Annotated in this window: 24 protein-coding genes and 1 riboswitch; of the genes, 9 read left to right on the plus strand and 15 right to left on the minus strand. The window is 70.5% G+C overall.

What is annotated here, in order from left to right; translation table 11 throughout:
• Positions 1-5: 5 nt before the first annotated feature.
• Positions 6-1,343: an FAD-binding oxidoreductase gene (locus E1218_RS04280; protein WP_132316439.1), complete on the minus strand. Its 1,338-nt coding sequence runs from the start codon at positions 1,341-1,343 to the stop codon at positions 6-8.
• Between the two features lie 154 nt (positions 1,344-1,497).
• Between E1218_RS04280 and E1218_RS04285 the strand changes: the two genes are divergently transcribed.
• Together E1218_RS04285 and E1218_RS04290 are read left to right on the plus strand one after the other, a co-directional pair.
• Positions 1,498-1,896, plus strand: coding sequence for a nuclear transport factor 2 family protein (locus E1218_RS04285; RefSeq protein WP_132316441.1), 399 nt, complete (start codon positions 1,498-1,500; stop codon positions 1,894-1,896).
• 100 nt (positions 1,897-1,996) lie between these two features.
• A complete protein-coding gene (locus tag E1218_RS04290; RefSeq protein WP_132316443.1) occupies positions 1,997-2,323 on the plus strand; it encodes a TFIIB-type zinc ribbon-containing protein in 327 nt (108 codons plus the stop codon).
• Between the two features lie 9 nt (positions 2,324-2,332).
• On the opposite strand, the gene E1218_RS04295 is transcribed toward E1218_RS04290, so the two are convergent.
• Both E1218_RS04295 and E1218_RS04300 read right to left on the minus strand, forming a co-directional pair.
• Positions 2,333-2,746, minus strand: a complete 414-nt coding sequence (locus E1218_RS04295) for a PaaI family thioesterase (protein ID WP_132316445.1) — start codon at positions 2,744-2,746, stop codon at positions 2,333-2,335.
• Positions 2,747-2,779: 33 nt separating this feature from the next.
• Complete coding sequence (locus E1218_RS04300; RefSeq protein ID WP_132316447.1) at positions 2,780-3,094, minus strand: WhiB family transcriptional regulator; 315 nt, start codon at positions 3,092-3,094, stop codon at positions 2,780-2,782.
• Positions 3,095-3,168: 74 nt separating this feature from the next.
• On the opposite strand from E1218_RS04300, the gene E1218_RS04305 reads away from it, so the two are divergent.
• Entirely contained in the window at positions 3,169-3,681 is a 513-nt protein-coding gene (locus E1218_RS04305) for a GNAT family N-acetyltransferase (protein WP_132316449.1), read from the plus strand.
• Entirely contained in the window at positions 3,681-4,778 is a 1,098-nt protein-coding gene (locus E1218_RS04310) for a DNA polymerase IV (RefSeq protein WP_132316451.1), read from the plus strand. The genes E1218_RS04305 and E1218_RS04310 overlap by 1 nt, the downstream gene beginning before the upstream one ends.
• On the opposite strand, the gene E1218_RS04315 is transcribed toward E1218_RS04310, so the two are convergent.
• Positions 4,775-5,614 (minus strand): amidohydrolase family protein, encoded by an 840-nt coding sequence (locus tag E1218_RS04315; protein ID WP_132316453.1) that lies wholly within the window; start codon positions 5,612-5,614, stop codon positions 4,775-4,777. The genes E1218_RS04310 and E1218_RS04315 overlap by 4 nt on opposite strands.
• 34 nt (positions 5,615-5,648) lie before the next feature.
• A complete protein-coding gene (locus E1218_RS04320) occupies positions 5,649-6,740 on the minus strand; it encodes a mandelate racemase/muconate lactonizing enzyme family protein (protein ID WP_233711998.1) in 1,092 nt (363 codons plus the stop codon).
• 105 nt (positions 6,741-6,845) lie between these two features.
• Between E1218_RS04320 and E1218_RS04325 the strand changes: the two genes are divergently transcribed.
• The 3 genes from E1218_RS04325 to E1218_RS04335 all read left to right on the plus strand — a co-directional run bounded on the left by E1218_RS04325 (position 6,846) and on the right by E1218_RS04335 (position 8,577).
• Complete coding sequence (locus tag E1218_RS04325; RefSeq protein WP_132316455.1) at positions 6,846-7,541, plus strand: GntR family transcriptional regulator; 696 nt, start codon at positions 6,846-6,848, stop codon at positions 7,539-7,541.
• Positions 7,542-7,602: 61 nt separating this feature from the next.
• Positions 7,603-8,199, plus strand: a complete 597-nt coding sequence (locus E1218_RS04330; protein WP_132316457.1) for a class I SAM-dependent methyltransferase — start codon at positions 7,603-7,605, stop codon at positions 8,197-8,199.
• A 9-nt stretch (positions 8,200-8,208) separates the two neighbouring features.
• The gene (locus E1218_RS04335) at positions 8,209-8,577 is read left to right on the plus strand and encodes a VOC family protein (RefSeq protein ID WP_132316459.1); all 369 of its coding nucleotides are present in this window, start codon (positions 8,209-8,211) and stop codon (positions 8,575-8,577) included.
• 24 nt (positions 8,578-8,601) lie between these two features.
• Here the strand turns inward: E1218_RS04335 and E1218_RS04340 are convergent, their stop codons facing one another.
• The 5 genes from E1218_RS04340 to E1218_RS04360 form a co-directional block, all read right to left on the minus strand.
• The gene (locus E1218_RS04340) at positions 8,602-8,982 is read right to left on the minus strand and encodes a hypothetical protein (protein WP_233711999.1); all 381 of its coding nucleotides are present in this window, start codon (positions 8,980-8,982) and stop codon (positions 8,602-8,604) included.
• Entirely contained in the window at positions 8,979-10,244 is a 1,266-nt protein-coding gene (locus E1218_RS04345) for an alpha/beta hydrolase (protein WP_132316461.1), read from the minus strand. Before E1218_RS04345 ends, E1218_RS04340 begins: the two co-directional genes overlap by 4 nt.
• 126 nt (positions 10,245-10,370) lie before the next feature.
• Positions 10,371-10,922: a histidine phosphatase family protein gene (locus E1218_RS04350; RefSeq protein ID WP_132316463.1), complete on the minus strand. Its 552-nt coding sequence runs from the start codon at positions 10,920-10,922 to the stop codon at positions 10,371-10,373.
• Positions 10,919-11,656, minus strand: coding sequence for a CbtA family protein (locus E1218_RS04355; protein ID WP_132316465.1), 738 nt, complete (start codon positions 11,654-11,656; stop codon positions 10,919-10,921). The genes E1218_RS04350 and E1218_RS04355 overlap by 4 nt, the downstream gene beginning before the upstream one ends.
• A 4-nt stretch (positions 11,657-11,660) precedes the next feature.
• Positions 11,661-11,858, minus strand: coding sequence for a CbtB domain-containing protein (locus E1218_RS04360; RefSeq protein ID WP_132316467.1), 198 nt, complete (start codon positions 11,856-11,858; stop codon positions 11,661-11,663).
• A 29-nt stretch (positions 11,859-11,887) separates the two neighbouring features.
• Positions 11,888-12,035: riboswitch (cobalamin riboswitch) on the minus strand.
• A gap of 118 nt (positions 12,036-12,153) precedes the next feature.
• On the opposite strand from E1218_RS04360, the gene E1218_RS04365 reads away from it, so the two are divergent.
• The gene (locus tag E1218_RS04365) at positions 12,154-12,795 is read left to right on the plus strand and encodes a LysE family translocator (RefSeq protein ID WP_132316469.1); all 642 of its coding nucleotides are present in this window, start codon (positions 12,154-12,156) and stop codon (positions 12,793-12,795) included.
• Here E1218_RS04365 and E1218_RS04370 read toward each other — a convergent pair.
• Together E1218_RS04370 and E1218_RS04375 are read right to left on the minus strand one after the other, a co-directional pair.
• Positions 12,776-14,176: an MFS transporter gene (locus E1218_RS04370; RefSeq protein WP_132316471.1), complete on the minus strand. Its 1,401-nt coding sequence runs from the start codon at positions 14,174-14,176 to the stop codon at positions 12,776-12,778. The two genes, E1218_RS04365 and E1218_RS04370, sit on opposite strands and share 20 nt — an antisense overlap.
• Before the next feature lie 411 nt (positions 14,177-14,587).
• A complete protein-coding gene (locus tag E1218_RS04375; RefSeq protein WP_132316473.1) occupies positions 14,588-16,123 on the minus strand; it encodes a DEAD/DEAH box helicase in 1,536 nt (511 codons plus the stop codon).
• A gap of 350 nt (positions 16,124-16,473) precedes the next feature.
• On the opposite strand from E1218_RS04375, the gene E1218_RS04380 reads away from it, so the two are divergent.
• The gene (locus E1218_RS04380; RefSeq protein ID WP_132316475.1) at positions 16,474-16,983 is read left to right on the plus strand and encodes a DinB family protein; all 510 of its coding nucleotides are present in this window, start codon (positions 16,474-16,476) and stop codon (positions 16,981-16,983) included.
• On the opposite strand, the gene E1218_RS04385 is transcribed toward E1218_RS04380, so the two are convergent.
• Genes E1218_RS04385 through E1218_RS04395 form a run of 3 tightly spaced genes read right to left on the minus strand, consistent with a single transcriptional unit; the run spans position 16,984 to position 18,441 of the window.
• On the minus strand, positions 16,984-17,652 hold the full coding sequence (locus E1218_RS04385) for a TetR family transcriptional regulator (RefSeq protein ID WP_132316477.1): 669 nt from the start codon (positions 17,650-17,652) through the stop codon (positions 16,984-16,986).
• Positions 17,624-18,037, minus strand: a complete 414-nt coding sequence (locus tag E1218_RS04390; RefSeq protein ID WP_132316479.1) for a thiol-disulfide oxidoreductase DCC family protein — start codon at positions 18,035-18,037, stop codon at positions 17,624-17,626. The genes E1218_RS04385 and E1218_RS04390 overlap by 29 nt, the downstream gene beginning before the upstream one ends.
• A gap of 2 nt (positions 18,038-18,039) precedes the next feature.
• Positions 18,040-18,441, minus strand: coding sequence for a hypothetical protein (locus E1218_RS04395; protein WP_132316481.1), 402 nt, complete (start codon positions 18,439-18,441; stop codon positions 18,040-18,042).
• Positions 18,442-18,502 lie beyond the last annotated feature (61 nt).

An 18,502-nucleotide genomic window follows, 5' to 3' on the forward strand; every position in this document is an offset into this window, starting at 1 on the left:
GCTGTCTACCACCGGATGTTGTGGTTGCCGGCGAACAGGTTGCCGGGGTCGTACTCGCGTTTGACCGCGGCGAGCCGCTCGTAGGTCGCCGCCGGGTAGACCGCGGCGACGTCCTCCTCGGTGGCCGTGGTCAGGAAGTTGGCGTACGCGCCGCTGACATGCGGTGCGAGCCGCGACCAGATCGCGTCCAGCCCCGGGCGGGCGCCCTCGACGACCGGAGCCGGCCCGACCGTCATGGTCACGATCATCAACTCCGCCTGCCGGTGCGCGTAGGCGGTGGCGTCGGCCGGAACCCGGGCGACCGCGCCGCCGACACTGCGGATGGAGATGACCGGCGACCGCTCCGAGGTAGCGACGTCGGCGAGGATCCGCAGCGCCTCGGCCACCGACTCCTTGGCGACGAAGCCGCTTCTGGTGGTGATCCGGATGCCCGGCGGCGGGGTCATGCCGTCCTGGAGGATCTCGGCGGCGGGCGTCGGCACCACCGCGTCCTCGAGCACCGTGCCGAGCCGGCGGATCGGGTCGATCGCCGCCGCGGCGGCGTCCGCGTCGTCACCGTCGTACGCGAGATGGATCTCGACCGGCGCCTCCGGCCCGCCCGCGAACGGGTTCGCACAGGTCACGATCGCGGTGAGTTCCTCGGGCGCCGTGCGCAGGTACTCCGCCCAGCCCTGGAGGACCGTGGCCGCCTCGGCCGCCGGGAAAGTCATCCTGCCGAAGAAGATGTCCGTCGTCGGGTGCGCGGCGAACTCGAAGGCGGTCACGATCCCGAAGTTGCCGCCGCCACCACGCAGCGCCCAGAACAGCTCCGCGTTCTCGGTCGCACCGGCCCTGACGACGGAGCCGTCGGCGGTGACCAGTTGCGCGCCGACCAGGCTGTCCAGGGCCAGGCCGTACTTCCGGACCTTCCAGCCGATGCCGCCGGACAAGGTCAGCCCGCCGACGCCGACGCTCTTGGTGTCACCGGAGGAGATCGCCAGCCCGTGCGGGGCCAGGGCGGCCGCGACCGCACCCCAGGTGGCACCGCCGCCGATCCGGACCAGATGACGGCCGGCGTCGACGATCTCGACGCTCGCGAGCCTGCCGAGGTCGATGACGACTCCGCCGTCGTTCGTCCCGAAACCGGGGAACGCATGACCGCCACCACGGACCGCCAGCCGCAACCCCGACCCGGCGGCGAACCGCACCGCCGCCTGCACGTCCTCGACGCTCTCCGGCCGCAGCACACAGACCGGGCTCCCCACCACCAGCACCGAACGAGCGGCCGCCTCGTACTCCGCTGCTCCCGGTTCGATCACCTCTCCGCCGAAGTCACGACGAATGCTCTCCAGCGCTGAACTCATGACGTCATTCCTCACAGCCGATCCGATTGTTCACACAGCACTGACGAGACCGGCGACGCGGATGTGAGACCGTACGAGTGTGACCTGAGTCACGCCGAACGGTGGCTGTCGGTGGCTGTCGGTGGCTGTCGGTGGCTCGGTCTAGCGTGCGGGCATGAGTACTCGGGATGTGGTGGGGCGGTACTTCGAGACGATGCGGCAGCGGGACTGGGACGCGTTCGCGGAGGTGGTCGCGGACGACGTCCGGTACGAGTTGCCGCAGACCCGGGAGGTGATCTCGGGCAAGGCGAAGTACGTCGCCTTCAACCGGGAGTACCCGGGCGACTGGGAGCTCACGCTGACGCGGCTGGTCGTGGACGGCGAGACCGCGGCCGGGTCGATGAACTTCACCGTCGGTGACCAGGAGCTGGTCGGCCTGGTGTTCCTCGAGGTGCGGGACGGCCTGGTCAGCAAGGTGACCGACTTCTGGCCGGAGCCGTACGAACCACCCGCCGGGCGAGAGCACCTCGTTGACCGGGAGCCGGCGTCGGTCGACCGGCTGTCAATGCCTTGAGCCGCCGATCGGTTGCACGCTCCAACCATTCTGCCGGGTTCTACCTGAAAGTTCCCTGAGGTCCCGTCGTTCCGGGGAAATCGTCACTTAGGGTGGCTGGATGGAGAGCCTGACCTGTCCCAAGTGCCGAGGCGCGATGCGCACCTACGAACGCAGCGGCGTCACCGTCGACCAGTGCACCGAGTGCCGCGGGATCTTCCTCGACCGTGGTGAGCTGGAGCGGCTCGTCGACGCCGAGCTGAAGTACAACGCGCCGGCGCAGCAGCCTCGCTACGAGGAGAAGCGGTACGACAACGACCGCCGCGACGACCGCCGGTACGACGACGACCGCCGCCGTTACGACGACGACCGCCGCTACGACTCGCGGTACGGCAACCAGCACCCGCGCAAGAAGAAGAAGTCCTTCCTGGAGGAGCTCTTCGACTGACCTGACTCGTTACCGGCGGGCCGCGAGCACCGTCCCTTGGGCGATCGCGGTCAGCCTGGTGGCACCGGCCTCGTCGACGGTCGACAGCTCACACGTACAGGTGACCTGTCGGCTGCCGGCGTGGGCGACTCTTGCCTCCGCCCGCAGCAGCAGCCCTTGAGCGGGCCGGAGATAGCTGATCGTGAAGCCGCCGGTCAGCACCTCGGGTCCCAGGGCGGTGCCGGCGGCGAACGTGATCGCGTTGTCCGCCGCGTAGCCGAGCACCCCGCCGTGCAGGAAGCCGTTCTGCTGCTGCAGCTCAGGGCGGACGTCGAGCTCCAAGGTCGCGGCGCCGTCGCCGAACGCCGTCAGCCGGGCACCGAGCAACACGCTGAACGGCTGCTGGGCCAGAACCTTCTCGGCCACTTCGCGGGTCAGCTCCATGCCCACAGGTTAACCGGTGGGTAACGCCGAACCTCAGTGGCGCCGGGCGTGCAGCGCGGGCTCGCGTTCCTCCTCGGTGGTCCCGCCCCAGACGCCGTACGCCTCGCCGACGACCAGCGCGTGCTCGCGGCACTCGCGCCGTACCGGGCAGGTGCCGCAGAGCGACTTGGCCAGCACCTCGCGGGCGTGCTTGCGCAGACCGCGCTCGGACTCGGCGGCGAAGAACAGCTCGGGGTCGACGTCGCGGCAGGCGGCTCGGTCCTGCCATGCCCAGTTCTCCATCAGCGGGTCCGGCAGGCCGACAGGTGCTTTCGCGACTGCCCCGGCGGGCGGTTTGCGCCGTCTCATGACGGGCTCCTCACGTGCGACCTGATCACATGTTCTGGTACCCGCCGTGCAAACCCCGGAGCTATGGTCGGCAGATGACCACGCCGTCCACCACGCCGTCCACCACGCCGTCCACCACGCCGCCCACCACACCCACCGTCACGCTCCGCCCGATGACCGTGACCGAGTTCGAGGCCTGGAAGCACCGCAACGCCGAGTCGTTCGCCGCCGGGATGGGACCGGCCCGCGGGCTCGGACCGGAGGAGGCGATCGAGGTCGCGCACCGCGAGGTGGACAAGCTGCTGCCCGACGGCCGGGACACCGACCAGCACGTGATCTGGACGGCCTGCGACGGCGACGAGCCGGTCGGCAGCCTGTGGATCACCACCAAGCCGCGGATCCCGTTCGTCTACGGTCTCGAGGTCGACGAGCAGCACCGCGGCAAGGGGTACGGGCGCTCGATCATGCTGGCCGGGGAGGAGAAGTGCCGCCGACTCGGTCACCGGTACCTCGACCTGAACGTGTTCGGCAACAACACCACCGCGATCAACCTCTACAGGTCGCTCGGCTACACGGTCACCTCCCAGCAGATGCGCAAAGTGCTCTGATGTCCCGCGCGCCGAACTGGTGGATCCTGCACGTGGACATGGACCAGTTCATCGCGGCCGTGGAGATCCGGCGCCGGCCGGAGCTGAAGGGCCTGCCGGTGGTGGTCGGCGGGTCCGGGGACCCGACCCAGCCGCGGCAGGTCGTCGCGACCGCGTCGTACGAGGCCCGCGAGTTCGGTGTGCACTCGGGGATGCCGGTGCGGGCGGCGTACAAGAAGTGTCCGCACGCTGTCTTCGTGCCCTCGGACGCGGCCGCCTACGAGGCCGCGTCGACCGAGGTGATGGACACGCTCCGGTCGTTCCCGGTGGTGGTCGAGGTCTGGGGCTGGGACGAGTGCTTCGTCGGTGCGCAGACCGATGATCCCGAGCGACTGGCGGCCGATCTGCGGACGGCCGTGGTCGAGCGGACGACGCTCACCTGCTCGATCGGCATCGGTGACAACAAGGTCCGGGCCAAGCTGGCGACCACGTTCGCCAAGCACGCGCGGTCGCACGCCGGGCCGTTCGAGGAGGCCGGCCGGCGTGCGGCCGAGGGGATCTACCGGCTGACCGGCGAGAACTGGCGGGAGGTGATGGACCACCGGCCCGTACGCGAGCTCTGGGGCATCGGCAGCCGGATGGAACGCAACCTGAACGAGCTCGGGATCGTCACCGTCGCCGACCTCGCCGCCGCCGACCTGGACGTCCTCCGCAAGCGCTTCGGTCCGAGAATGGGTGCCTGGTACGCCGCCCTCGGCCGCGGTCTCGGCGACACCGAGGTCACCGACGTCCCCCGCGAACCGGTCTCGCGAAGCCGCGAGGAAACCTTCCCCGAGGACCTGGCCGAGCGCGAGCAGATCGTCGAGCAGGTCCGCCGGATCGCCGTCGAGGTCACCCGGGACGTGGTGGCCGAGGGCCGCAGCATCCGCCGGATCGCGGTGAAGGTCCGGTTCAGGAACTTCTACACCCCGATCAAGAGCCGCAAACTCCCGGCCGTCACCCAGGACCCCGAGGTGGTCGCGGCCGCGGCCCTGGAGGTCCTGGAGAAGTTCGACCTGAAGCGCCCGGTGCGGCTGCTCGGCGTCCGGGTGGAGTTCGCGCAGCCGGAGACGAGCTAGAGGTTGTAGGCGCGGGTGGCGGTGGCACGGAAGACCGCGTCGCGTTCGGCGGGGGTGAGGCCGGCGGTGAGGGTTTCGGCGGTTTCCACGACCTGGGCGTAGGTGGCGGCCAGGAGGCAGACGGGCCAGTCCGAGCCGAACATGACCCGGTCGGGCCCGAAAGCGTCGAGGACGACGTCGGCGTACGGCTGGAGGTCGGCCGGTTTCCAGTCGGTCCAGGAAGCCTCGGTGACCATGCCGGAGAGCTTGCAGGTCACGTTCGGCAGGGCAGCCAACCGGCGAAGGTCGGTGGCCCAGGGCTCGAAGGGCTCGCCGACGACCGGCTTGGAGATGTGGTCGACGACGAAGTGCAGCTGCGGCAGCGCCCGGGCCGTCTCGACGGCGGACGGCAGGTGCGGGGCCTTGGTGAGCAGGTCGTAGACGAGACCGGCCTCGGCGACGGCGGCCAGACCGCGCTGGACGTCAGGGCGGACGAGCCAGTCGACGTCGGGCTCGTCGTGGACCTGGTGGCGGATTCCCTTGAGACAGGCACCGTCGGACCGGGCCCGCAGCCCGTCCAGCTGGTCTGCCACGTCCGCGGCGGTCAGGTCGACCCAACCGACCACTCCCGCGACCAAGTCGTTGCTGGCAGCAACCTCAAGGAGCTCGACGGTCTCGTCGACGATGCCGACGGTCTGCACGAGCACCGTCGCGGTGACGTCGGCGGCCGCGGCCTGGGGAGCCAGGTCGCCCACCCCGAAGCTGCGCCGGATCGGATCCATCGCGGGACCGGTCATCCAGGTCTGCTCCCGGACGGTCAGGTCCCAGACGTGGTGGTGGGCGTCGACTCTGCTCATGCGGCTGTGGTCCTCTCCACGCTGACGACTCCGGTCATCCGACGCGCCGGTCGTCGATCGCGTCCTGGTCCCAGTCGATCCCGAGCCCGGGGGCGTCCGGGGCCACCGCGTGACCGTCGGCGACCACCATCTCGGACCGCGTGATCGCCCGCAACTGCGGGATGTGCTCGACGTACCGCCCGTTCGGTACGGCGGCCGTCAGGCTGACGTGCAGCTCCATCAGGAAGTGCGGGCAGACCTCGAGGTTGAACGTCTCGGCCAGGTGCGCGACCTTCAGCCACGGCGTGATCCCGCCGACCCGGGCGATGTCGACCTGGACGATCCCGGCCGCGCCGGCGGCGGCGTACTCGCGGAACTGCGAGACCGAGTACAGCGACTCGCCGACCGCGACCGGGATCGACGTGGACCCGGCCAGCCGGACGTGCCCGGTGAGGTCGTCGGCCGGGAGCGGCTCCTCGAACCACGACAGGTCCACGGCCTCGAAGGCGGCGGCCCGGCGTTTCGCCTCGGCGTAGGTCATCGACTGGTTCGCGTCGACCATAATGTCCATCGACGGGCCGACCGCGTCCCGCACCGCCTGCAGTCGCTCGAGGTCCTCGTGCACCCGCGGCTTGCCGACCTTGAGCTTGACCCCGGGCCAGCCGGCCTTCTGCGAGGCCAGCGCGCCGGCGACCAGTCGATCGGTTGTCAGGTGCAACCAGCCGCCCTCGGTGTCGTACAGCGGAACACGCTGCCGGTAACCGCCGGCCAGGCGCCACAACGGCTCACCGGCCCGCAGGCAGCGCAGATCCCACAGCGCGGTGTCGACGGCGGCGAGCGCGAGCGACGTGATCGCCCCGACCGTGGTCGCCCGGGTCGACCGGAACAGGTCCGACCAGACCGCCTCCACGTTCCGCGCGTCCACGCCGACGAGTCTCGGCAGCAGATGGTCCCGCAGCAACGCCAGTACGGCGGTGCCGCCGGTGCCGATCGTGTAGGAGTAGCCCAGCCCGGTGAGCCCGTCGGCCGTTTCCAGCGAGACGAAGATCGTCTCCTGCTTCAGGAACGACTGCACCGCGTCGGTGCGGACCGTTTCGACCTCGAGGTCGACCAGGAACGCCTCGGCCCGGACGATCGGCGTAGTCACCGGCTTGCCTCCAGATCCTATAGGATATTGCGCACCTGATGCTGCCGCTTCACACTGGAGCCGTCAAGTGTGGGGCAGAATGAGAGCCCCCTGGGAGGAGCGACAGTGACAGATGCGCATGTGGGTCTGGCGGGGCAGCTCACGCGCCTGCCCCAGCGACAGGTACTGAGCGACGACGTCTACGAGACGGTCAAGGGCCTGATCATGGACAGCGTGGTCGAGCCGGGCACGCGGCTGAACATCGACGCGCTGACCCGGGAGCTGGGCATCTCCCAGACACCGATCCGGGAGTCGCTGGCGCGGCTGGAGTCCGACGGACTCGTGATCAAGGAGCCGCTGCGCGGCTACCGGGTGTCCTCGCGGCTCACGCTGGCCGAGTTCGAGGACCTCTTCGAGTACCGGCTGCACATCGAGCCGTGGGCGGCCGGCCGCGCGGCCGAGCGGGCCGGCACCGAGGACCTGTCCCGGCTCAAGGCGGAGATGCTGAGCTACACCGACGTACCGGACCGGCCGGCGTACGAGAGTTACCGCGCGATGGCTGCCCACGACCAGCGCTTCCACGACCTCGTGCTGGAGCTCTCCGGCAACGAGACCGCCCGGACGTCGTTCGCCCGGACACACTGCCATCTGCACCTGTTCCGGTTGTACTACGGAGGTGGCATCGCGACGAAGGCGTTGCGTGAGCACAAGGCGGTGGTGACCGCGGTCCGCAAGGGCGACCCGGAGGAGGCGGCCGCCGCGATGCGGGCGCACATCGAAGCCTCCCGGGCCCGGCTTCGGCCGATGTTCGACAAGGTGTGAGCCGTCGGACGGCGCCTCCCCGGGCCGAAAACTGTCCCCGTCCGGGCCTAGTGTCGGCCGGGTGACCGACTTCCTGGACGACATCCGGACCTCGTACGACACCGTCGCGACCTCGTACGCCGAACTCGTGCAGGACGGGGCGGCCGGCGAGACGGAGTGCCTCGACCTGTTCGCGCAGATTGCCGCCCCGGGGCCGGTGCTCGATGCCGGCTGCGGGCCAGGCCGGCTGGCCGGTCGTCTGCACGAGCGCGGTCTCCAGGTGATCGGCGTCGACCTGTCACCCGGCATGATCGCGGTCGCCCGCCGCGACCATCCGGACCTCGACTTCCGCGTCGGCTCGATGACCGCGCTCGACCTGCCGGACGGCTCGGCCGGCGGAGTCGTCGCCTGGTGGTCGGTCATCCACCTGCCGCGTGACGTCGTCCCGCAGGCGTTCGCCGAGTTCCATCGCGTCCTCGTACCCGGTGGAGCGTTGATGCTCGGCTTCCATGTCGGCGCGGAGACCACGCACAAGACCAGCGGGTACGGCGGCCACCCGATGAACGTCCACGTCCACCGGTGGACCGCACCCGGCCTCACCGAGCTCGCGGTCGCCGCCGGATTCACGCCGTACCCGGACCGGGTGATCTCGGACGACCGCGTGTGCTTCCGGAAGTAGGGTCGGCAGATGACATCGCGCGTGCGTACCGTGACCTTCGACAGCCACGACCCCTACGAACTGGCCGGCTTCTGGCTCAAGGTGCTCAAGGCCCCACGCCCCGACGACGACCAGCCCGGCGACCCGTACGCCGCCGTCGTCACGGACTCGGTGACCCTGCTGTTCGAGCAGAACGACGACGAGAAGGCGGTCAAGAACCGCGTCCACCTGGACCTCGAGCCCGACGGTCCACGGGACGAGGAGGTCGAGTGGCTCCTCACCCTCGGCGCCACCATCGCCCACGATCGCCGCGAACCCGACGGCACCGGGTGGGTCGTGATGCGCGACCCGGAGGGCAACGAGTTCTGCGTACTGCGGAGTGCGGCTGAGCGGGGGTAGTCCCTTCCTACGCGGGGAATGGAGCTACCCAGCGATGCGCGGGGTTTCGCCGGAGACCGTCAGCCGCCAGTCGCCGTCCCACCCGTGGACGGTGACCTGAAAGCCGTCCCGTTGCGCGGTGGCGCGGTAGTGGCCGTCTTCGACCGGAGCGATGTCGGTTGCCCAGCCGCGGGCGGTCAGCGCGGCGACGGCGGCGGCGACCTGGCCGGCTGGGTCGACGACGGCGGGGTCGCCGTTTTCGACAGTGATCGAGCAGATCGTGTCCGGTCCGCTGCCGTCGGAGAGTACGTCGGGGTTCACCGGGCCCACGTCGTTCGTGACCACGCCGTCGTACCCGGGTACGGCGGCCGCGGCGACGGCGAGCAGTTCGGCGCGGAGGAAGTCCCTGGCCTCGGTCAACGTCATCGTGCGGGTCCTTCCGGTGTGCGTGCGGTGCTGCTGCCCGGGCGCTTCCGGGCACTGTCGAGCGCCTGCTGCCGAGACGGCGTCGTGCTGATCGTTCGCAGGGCCGCGAGACCATCGAACACCTTGGAGATCGGCTCCGCGGCCTCGGAGTGGGCGAGCGTGCGCAGCGGACCGGCCCAGGAGACTCCGAGCACCCTGGTCTCCTCCTCGGGGGTGGTCTTCGCGGCGCGGGTGACCGCAGCGAGGTCGCCGCGGATGATCCGGCCGACGTTGATCATCGACTCGCTGTTCTTCTCGAAGTAGCTCATGTGCCCGGTGATCGAGACCTTGTCGTTGTCGGTCTCGAACCGGAACATGTCCGGGAAGCCGGCCGGATCCGGGCCGTGCTGCTCGGCGTACGAGACGTAGTCGCCCCGGGAGCGGGCGACGAAGAGCTGGGTGCCGGGCGGGGTGAGCTGCGCGGCGGAGTGGACGGCCGGATCGACACCCGGGCATCCGGTCAGCACCACCCGGTCGGCCCGGACACCTGCCAGCATCGCCCGGCCGACCAGTTGGGCGCCGTAGCTGTTGCCGATCAGCGTGGTCTTGGCGTCCGCCGACTTCACCACATCGAGCCCGGCCTGGAACCGGCAGAGCTGCGGCGCGCCCGCGCGTGAGCTCTCGGTGGACCGGGCAGCGGTCAACCCGATCGGTGCGTGGTACCCGAGCCAGACCACGGTCGCGGTCTTCCGGGGGCCAACTTCCTCCCGGATCTCCTTGGCCCGGACCGACTGCGAGCGGACCCGTTCGAGGTCGTTGTTCATCCCAGGGACCAGGACGGCGACGTTCTCGGCCTGTTCGAGGTCACCCTGGACCTCGATCATCCGGCCCTGGCCTTCCGGATCGACCAAGAGGTACTGGCGAGGCTCGGGTACGACGACGCGGTTGCCGCCGGCGTCCACGTCCAGGCGGGTGGAGATCGGCTGCAGCATCTCGGTCAGCGTGACCAGCCGCCGGCGCTGCTCCAGGGTCGCCTGCCGGCTCTCGACGAGGGCGTGCAGCCGCTGGTGCGCCGCGACCAGAATCAGGTGGTTGGCGCGGTACCGCAGCTGCGGCGGTGCTCCGTCCAGCGGCCCGATTTGCTCGGGCCGGCTCTCGGCCAGTGCCCAGGCGGTGGCCTCGGGCAACGAACGGAAGAAGTCGTTCACCTCCCGGACCGCCACCTCGTGCGGCAGATCCCGGGTGCGCAGGATCAGTCGGTCGACCTGGTCCGCGTCAGTCACGGGGCCGCCGGGAGTCGAAGCCCCAGGACTCGCCGCGCCGGAGGCGTGGCAGCACTACAGTCATGACCCTTCCTTCTCCCCAGGGGGCCTTGGACAAGCGGTTGTCAGTTAACCGCAGAGGGTGGGTCAGTGGAAGGCGAGTGACCAGGAGCCGGCGTGCAGGGAGAGGGTGACGGTGGCGAGCGGGCGGACGTCGACGTGCCGCAGTGACGCCGCGGGCGCGTCGAGGACGTAGAGGACGATCGCCCGGACGACCGACGGGTGGGCGACGGCGACGACCGTACGGCGTTCGCCGTCCTGCGCACCGAGGTCGCCGAGCCAGTCCGCGACCCGGGTGAGTACGTCGTTCTCGGTCTCGCCACCGGGCGTCGCGGTGTGCGGTCGCTCGAGCCAGCCGGCCGCCCGTTCCGGATCGGCGGCCAGCAACGCCTCGAGGTCACGGCCGGTCCATTCGCCGTACTCGCGGTCGCGCAGCGCCGGCTCGACGACCGCCGTCAGCCCGAGCGCCTCGGCCGTGCGTACGGCGGCCCGCTCCGGACCCGCGTACACCGCGTCGGCCTCGAGCTCGAGCGCGCGGACTGCCGACAGGCCGGCAGGATCCGGGTCGGCGTCTCCCCCGAGGACGAGGCCGCGCAACGCGGGTGTGAGGGCGTGCGCGACCAGCGTCAGCGTGCTCAAGCGGCTACCACCTTCTGTCGGGTCAGCCGGCGGTCCACCGCGGCGGCGAACCCGAATCCGAGCAGGAGCCACAGTGTCGCCTGCGTACCGAGGGAGGCGAACCGGAACTGCCACAGCAGCGTAGCGGGGAACGACCCCGGAACCTCGTTGATCGCGGGCAGGATCAGGTACGCCGCCACGATCGTCGCGAGGAACGCCGCGGCCCCACCGGCCAACCGGGCGAGGTCACCGTGTCGGGCGGCCCAGCGCGAGCCCGCGACGCCGGCCCACACGGCGAGCAGCCCGATCACGATCGTCAGCAGGTAGGTCACCGTCCGCTTGGTGATCGTGTCGGGATCACCGACCGCCGGCGGGCTCGGCGGGTACTTCAGGAACGGCACGAGCACGATCCCGAGGAACCCGGCCGCGGCCAGGCTGAGCGCGGCGTACGAGTCGTCACCGGTCCGGAGCTTGCGCCGGAGCAGGGTGAAGGCGACGGCGAAGATGCCGCCGAGCACCACGCCGTACAGGGTGGTGGCCAGGAACAGGCCGGCCCGCTGGCCGTCCCGGGAGACGAGTGGTCGGGCAGCAGCGTCCTCGCCGTGGTCGTGGGTGTGCGCGGCACCGGCTTCCTCGATCGCGATCGCGGCGTCGATGTGCGGTTCGCCCATCGTGTACGCGAAAGCTCCGGCCAGCAGGCCGGCGAGGAGTCCGACGATCAGTCCGCGCACCAGGAGCGATCCGAAGGTGCGCATGTCGCTAGTGGCAGGGAACGCCGAGCAGGTGACGGCCGTCGTGCATCACCTCGTGCAGGTACATGCCCGACTGAGACACGGCACCCTGGTCGAAGGCGACCAGATAGCCGAGCAGGAGCAGTAGGCCGACGCTGAGCAACGCGACAGCGAGCAGACGGGGTGAAACGGCCGGTACGGCGATCGAGCGGGCAGGAGCTGCCATCTGAACCTCCTGGGGAAGTGCGCGTCCCCTTCGAAAGGCTGCTGATGCCCGAGCGTCCTGACTCACGAGCAGTGCTCGCTCACAGTGGCGCGGCCGTGCCGGACTCTCACCGGCTTCCCTCATGGCACCGCAGGTTGTCCCCCGAACCGTAGCGGCAGCACCTGGCACGGTCAACGCGTGAGAGCGCGGGGGTGAGCTTCCCCACCCCGCGCCGGCTCCGGCCGACGACTGGTGATCTGTCCCACCCGGCGGAATTGGCGGTGCGCGTCGTGGCGCCCGTCCCTACTCTGAGGAGATGCCGTCAGCTCACCACCTGGTCGCGTTCGCGATCACCGCGTTCGTCATCATCGTCGTTCCCGGTCCGAGCGTGTTGTTCATCGTCGGCCGCGCGCTGGCCGTCGGGCGCCGGGAGGCGGTGCTGACCATGCTCGGCAACACCCTCGGCGCCGCGGTCATGCTGGTCGCGGTCGCTCTCGGTCTCGGCACGCTGATCGCCGCCAGCGCGGTCGCCCTGACCGTGGTGAAGCTCGCGGGCGCGGCGTACCTGATCTTCCTCGGCGTGCAGGCGTTTCGCAGCCGGAAGTCGCTGGTCGCCGCGATGGCCGGCGGCGTGCAGCCGGGCAACAGCCGCAAGACGATGCGTCAGGGCTTCCTGGTCGGAGTGACCAACGCGAAGACGGCGGTCTTCTTCGCTGCCGCGCTGCCCCAGTTCGTCGACAAGAGCGCGAGCGGTCCGGCGTGGCTGCAGATCCTGCTGCTCGGCCTGATCTTCATCCTGATCGCGCTCGTCTCGGACAGCGTCTGGGCCCTGGTCGCCGGCACGGCGCGCGAGTGGTTCGCCCGCTCGCCGCGCCGGCTCGAACTGGTCGGCGGCACCGGCGGCCTGATGATCATCGGGCTCGGCGCCGGCATCGCGGTCACGGGGTCGAAGGAGTAACGGACACGACCTGGGTCCGCCGGCCGGCCTGAACGCCGAGCAGCGCGAGCAGCGCCGGAAGACCGAAGGCGACCAGGTAGGCGGTCATCGCGGAGTGCGGCTCCAGCGCGGCGAAGAGCGACCCGCCGACGGCCAGAACCGTTGCCGTGGACAACGAGTCGCTGAGCTGCAACGCGGAGCTGTTGGCACCCTGTTCGTCGCGCTCGGAGTACTCGAGGACCAGCACCGACAGGGTCGGGAAGACCGTGCCCATGCCGAGGCCGGTCAAGCCCCAGCCGAGGATGCCGACGACGACCGGGACGTTGTCGTTCAGGGTCAGGGCCGCGGTGACGATACCGAGCAGGATCGCGACCATCCCGGCCTGCAGGAAGACGGCGTGCGAGAACGGCTGGTCGGTGCGGCCGCGGTACCAGGAGGCCGCCGTCCAGCTCAGCGCACTGACGGTCAGCACGAGGCCGGCGAGCGCCGGCGACAGGCCACGCTCCCGGGTGAGCATCAGCGGCAGGAAGACCTCGGCCCCGAATCCGGCCGCGGCGACCAGACCGCGCAGGGCGACGACGGACGGCAGCCCTGCCGCGAAGGTGAACGTCCCGCTGGGCAGGAGCCGCGGCGCGAACGCGACCACACCGGCCAGTCCGACAGCAAGCAGCCCCACCTGGAGTACGCCGTGCTGCTGGCCACCGAAGTGAAGCAGGCCGACACCGGTCGCGGCGGCGACCGCCAGCAGCGCCCGCTGGTCCCAGAGCCGGCCGTCACGCGCCTCGTAGGCGTCGCCGCGCGCCAGTCCGGGGCGCATCACCAGCACGGCCGGGATCGCGATCGCCGGCACGGCGAGGAACACGATCCGCCAGCTCGTGTGCTCGACGATCAGCCCGGCGATCGCGGGACCGACCAGCGAGGGCACGACCCAGCCGGTGGCGAAGGCGGCGAAGATGCGGGGCCGCAGCCGGGCCGGGTACAGCCGGCCGACGACGACGTACAGGGCGACCGTCAGCAGGCCGCTGCCGAAGCCCTGGATGATGCGCCCGGCGACCAGCACCTCCATCGTCGGCGCCAGCCCGGCGATGATCAGGCCGGCCAGGAACCAGGCGGTTCCGTGCCAGAGCGGGCAGGTCGGCCCCTTGAGGTCGCTCCAGGTGCCGGAGACCACCATTGCGACGACACCGGAGGCGAGCGGTCCGCCGAACGCGAGCGCGTACAGGTACAGCCCGTCGAGCGCCTGCGCGACGGTGGGCATCGCGGTGGTCACGGCCAGGGACTCGAACGCGACCAGGGTGATCAGCGCCACCATCCCGATCGTCAGGGCCCGGTACTGCGGCGAGAGCACGCCGCCACCGGACGCGGTGCCGTGGTCGATCGAGGGCTCGACAGTAGTGGTCATGCCGAGAACTCTCAGACATCAAGTGCGCTTCAAGTCAACTAGATCGTGGCTGGCAATTCCGCGCATAGACGGGGAACGCCAGACACGGCCTCGGAGAAGACGGCGAGCACCAGGGCCGCGATCTGCGGGATGGCCCGGGACGCCGCGGCCTGCGCGATTCCGGCGGTCGGAGGCGATCAGCACGAGACCGGCGCCGGCCATGCACGCACAGCTGAACAACGCGACCGCATGGCCTTCGTCACCACCCACGCTCAGGCCGCCGAGCGCCGCGAGCGCGAGAAACAGGCGAACGCGGCCCCGGGTTGCCCGCCCGCACCTGGATGCGGGCCGGTCGCCGTGGCGGAAGATCACCGAGAACCGACCTGGTAACGGTGGCCTCGGCGGCAACCAGACGCGGCCCGAGCCGAGACCTCAGCGCCCCCGGCGGGAGCTGCCGGACCGGGTGCCGGCGGAGAAGGCAGCGGCTCCGGCCGTGCGGCTGCCCGCACCCGGCGTACTCGTGCTGTAGGTCTTCGGCGTGCTCGCGGACTTGGACCGCCCGCGGCCGCGTCCCGACTTACCCGCCTGAGCAGCGCCCGGGTCACCGCCGCGCTGAGCGCCCGACCGCTGACCGCCGGAGCCGCGGCCGCCCGGCCGCTGCTCGGCCGCCGACTGCGCGCCGCGCCGACGCCGGTTGCCTCGCCCGCTCGTCCGTCCGGTTCCCGCGCCCGCGACTTCCGTCCTGGCTGGTGGCTCGACGAAGGTGCGTTCGCCCGGAGCCAGCTCGGACAGGAACGGGTCACCGGTGCTGAGCTTGGTGACCGTCGCGGCGATGCCGGCCTTACGGGTGAGGTCGCGGACGTCGCGGACCTGGTCGTCGGTCATCAGGGTGACGACCGTGCCTTCGGCGCCGGCGCGGGCGGTGCGGCCGGAGCGGTGCAGGTACGCCTTGTGCTCGATCGGCGGGTCCGCGTGGATGACGAGGGTGACGTCGTCGACGTGGATGCCGCGGGCGGCGATGTCGGTGGCCACCAGCGTCTTCGCCGTACCGTTCCCGAAGGCTTCGAGGTTGCGGGTCCGGGCGCCCTGCGAGAGGTTGCCGTGCAGTTCGACGGCCGGGACGCCCTGAGCGATCAGCTTCTTGGTCAGCGCCTTGGCGCCGTACTTCGTCCGGGTGAAGACGAGCGACCGGCCCGGCGCCGCGGTCAGGTCGACGAGCACCGGCAGCCGGGTGTCGGCCTGGACGTGCAGGACGTGGTGGGTCATCTTCGCGACCGGTGACTGGGCCGAGTCGACGCTGTGCGTGACCGGGTCGGTCATGAACCGCTGCACGAGTACGTCGACACCGGCGTCGAGCGTGGCCGAGAACAGCAGCCGCTGCGCGCCGGCCGGCGTCGCCTCGAGGATCCGCCGGACGGCGGGCAGGAAGCCGAGGTCGGCCATGTGGTCGGCCTCGTCGAGCACGGTGATCTCGACCGCGTCGAGCTTCACGTGCCCGGCCTGGAGGTGGTCCTCGAGCCGGCCCGGGCAGGCGACCACGATGTCGGCGCCCTTGCGCAGACCGGTGATCTGCGGGCCGGCTCCGACGCCGCCGAAGATGGTCATCGTGCGCAGGTCGAGCGCGTCGGTCAGCGGCGTGATCGAGGCCTGGATCTGGGTGGCCAGCTCACGGGTCGGCGCCAGGATCAGCGCCCGTGGGTGGTTCGGCCGGCGCTTCGGCCGGCTCGCCGCCAGCCGGGCGAGCATCGGCAGCACGAACGCGTAGGTCTTGCCGGAGCCGGTCCGGCCGCGACCGAGAACGTCCTTGCCGGCCAGCGAGTCCGGCAGCGTGGCCGCCTGGATCGGGAACGGCTTGGACACCCCGGCGGCCGCCAGCGCGGTCACCAGCGGAGCCGGTACGCCGAGATCGGCGAACGTGAGGTCGTCCGGGACGACGACCGGTGCGACGTCGTCGTACCCGGCCGTCACGGTTTCGTTGCTCTTAGCAACATTGGGGCCGGCTGAATTGTTGCGTGAAGCACCGGACCTGCGCCGGCGGCGCGGTCGCGCGGATTCCTGCGCGGGGTTGGTGGATCGGTTCTGGGAAGAGGTGAACGTGGGGCGGCGGGCCGCCATGTGGTACTCCAAAATGTCGGGGGGTCGTCCTGCCCGGCGCGGCTCCGGCCGCGGCGCGTGGTAGTCGACTGCTGGCGCAGAGTGTTTGCGCTCACCGGCCCGAGGCAGAACTGGGCGGGCCGTCTCCGACAGTCTACGGCACGGAGGCCAACACCTCGGTGGTTGTGCACAGGAGACACGTCACACCGGCCTAAGGTTTGCCTGTGACAACTGAGTTTCGGACGGACCCGCCCACCGCCGCCGGTGAACGCGAGCTCCTGCAGGGCTTCCTGGACTACCACCGCGGGACTCTCCTCTGGAAGGTGTCCGGTCTCACCGGCGAGCAACTGGTCCACCGCAGTGTCGAGCCGTCCAGCATGTCGCTCATCGGCCTGGTACGGCACCTGTCCGAGGTGGAGAAGTACTGGTTTCACCGCGCCCTCGCCCAGCACCCGTCCGAGCCGAAGCACTGGACCGCCGAGCACCCCGACGGCGACTTCGACCTCGCCGACCCGGCCCAGGCCGAGCACGACCTCGCGGAGTACCGGCAGATCGTCAAGACCTCCGACGAGCTCGCCGCCCGCCATCACCTGGACGACACGTTCGTCCGGCCGCGTCACGAGGGCGCCCACTCGCTGCGCTACCTCTACCTGCACCTGATCGAGGAGTACGCCCGCCACAACGGCCACGCCGACTTCCTCCGCGAGCGGATCGACGGCCTGACCGGCGAATAGCTACGGCTTGATCGAGCGGATCAGGCCGACGACGTCGTTCGCCACGCCGCGCACTCCCGGGACCCGGGTCAGCCGGAGCAGGCGGTCGACCAGCGGCACCGACCGGTCGATCAGCGCCTTGGTCCGGCGCACGTCCGCGCTCTTGTCGTGCACCCAGAACAGCACGATCCCCATGTGCATCAGCCACAGCAACTCCGGCAGCTCGGCCTCGAGGTCGGCCGGCAGCTTGAGGTCGGAACCGTCGACGACCTGACGGAAGATCTTCACACTAGCGTCCCGTGCCGGCCGGGACTCGTCGCTGAACGGTGACAACGGGCTGGTCGGCTCCGCCGCGGTCTTGAAGAACGTCCCGGCGAACTCGTGGTACGGCGCCGACACCTCGAGCCACGTCCGCAGTACGCCGGTCAGTCGCGGCACGAACGCCTTCTCCGTGCTCAGGATCGGCGCGACCGCGTCCCGGTGCTGCTCCTGCAAATGGTCGTAGTACGCCTGCATGAGGTGCTCTTTGGAGCTGTAGTAGTAGTACGCGTTGCCGACCGAGACCCCCGCCTCGGTCGCGATCGCGCGCATCGTGGTCCTGCCGTACCCCTGCTCGCGGAACAGCCGCAGCGCGGTCGACAGGATCAGCTCCCGGGTCTGCTCACCCCTGGACGTGGCACTTTCCGTCACATCCGTCAGCGTAGCCACCTCCCTTGCTCCAGCTCCGAAGGCCGGCGGCCGCCTGGACCATGGCCCGCGCCACCGGCCGCATCGCCGGACTCGCCAGCCGTACGGCGGTGTGCCGGTGCTCCCACGTGGTCCACAGGCACACGATCCACGCCCGGTCGCCGACGTACACCGAGCCGTCGTCGGCGACCACCGTCACCTCGCGCAGCGTGGCCGCGTGGTCCAGACCGGGGTAGAGCGCCTTCGCTTCCGTCGACCCCGCCGCGACGAACCTCAGGCGCACCACCCCTCCCTGCCCGTCCGACGCCGGCCGCTGGGCCGCCAGCCACGTCGTGAACAGGCGGCACAGCCCACAGCCGGCGTCGTACAGGACGGTCGACTCGCGCATCGTCAGTAGCCGGCCGGAAGGACTTCGTTCGGCGGGACCGGCGGCTCGGTCATCGCCTGGAGCTGACTGCGCTGCCGGATCTTGGTGAAGATCCAGACGTTCGCCAGGTGCAGCCCACCGAGCACCAGCATCACGACGCCGAGCTTCACGCTGAGCTGCTCGAACACTCCGCGGGCGTCGACGACCACCTTGTCGGCGCGCAGGAACAGCGTCACGAAGCCGAGGTTCACCAGGTAGAACCCGACCACCAGCAGCCGGTTCACCGCGTCGGCGAAGTCCTCGTTGCCATGGAACACGTCGACCAGGAAGATCCGTCCGTTGTGGCTCAGCGTCCGCGCTACCCAGATCGTCAGCGGCACCGCGATCACCAGGTACAGCAGGTACGTCGTCACCGTCATGCTCATCCCGCCCTCACATTGAACACGTTCAAATTGTTGTCATCCCGAGCGTAGATCGGAGTTTTGA

The sequence above is a fragment of the Kribbella turkmenica genome (genome assembly GCF_004348725.1).
Taxonomy (GTDB): domain Bacteria; phylum Actinomycetota; class Actinomycetes; order Propionibacteriales; family Kribbellaceae; genus Kribbella; species Kribbella turkmenica.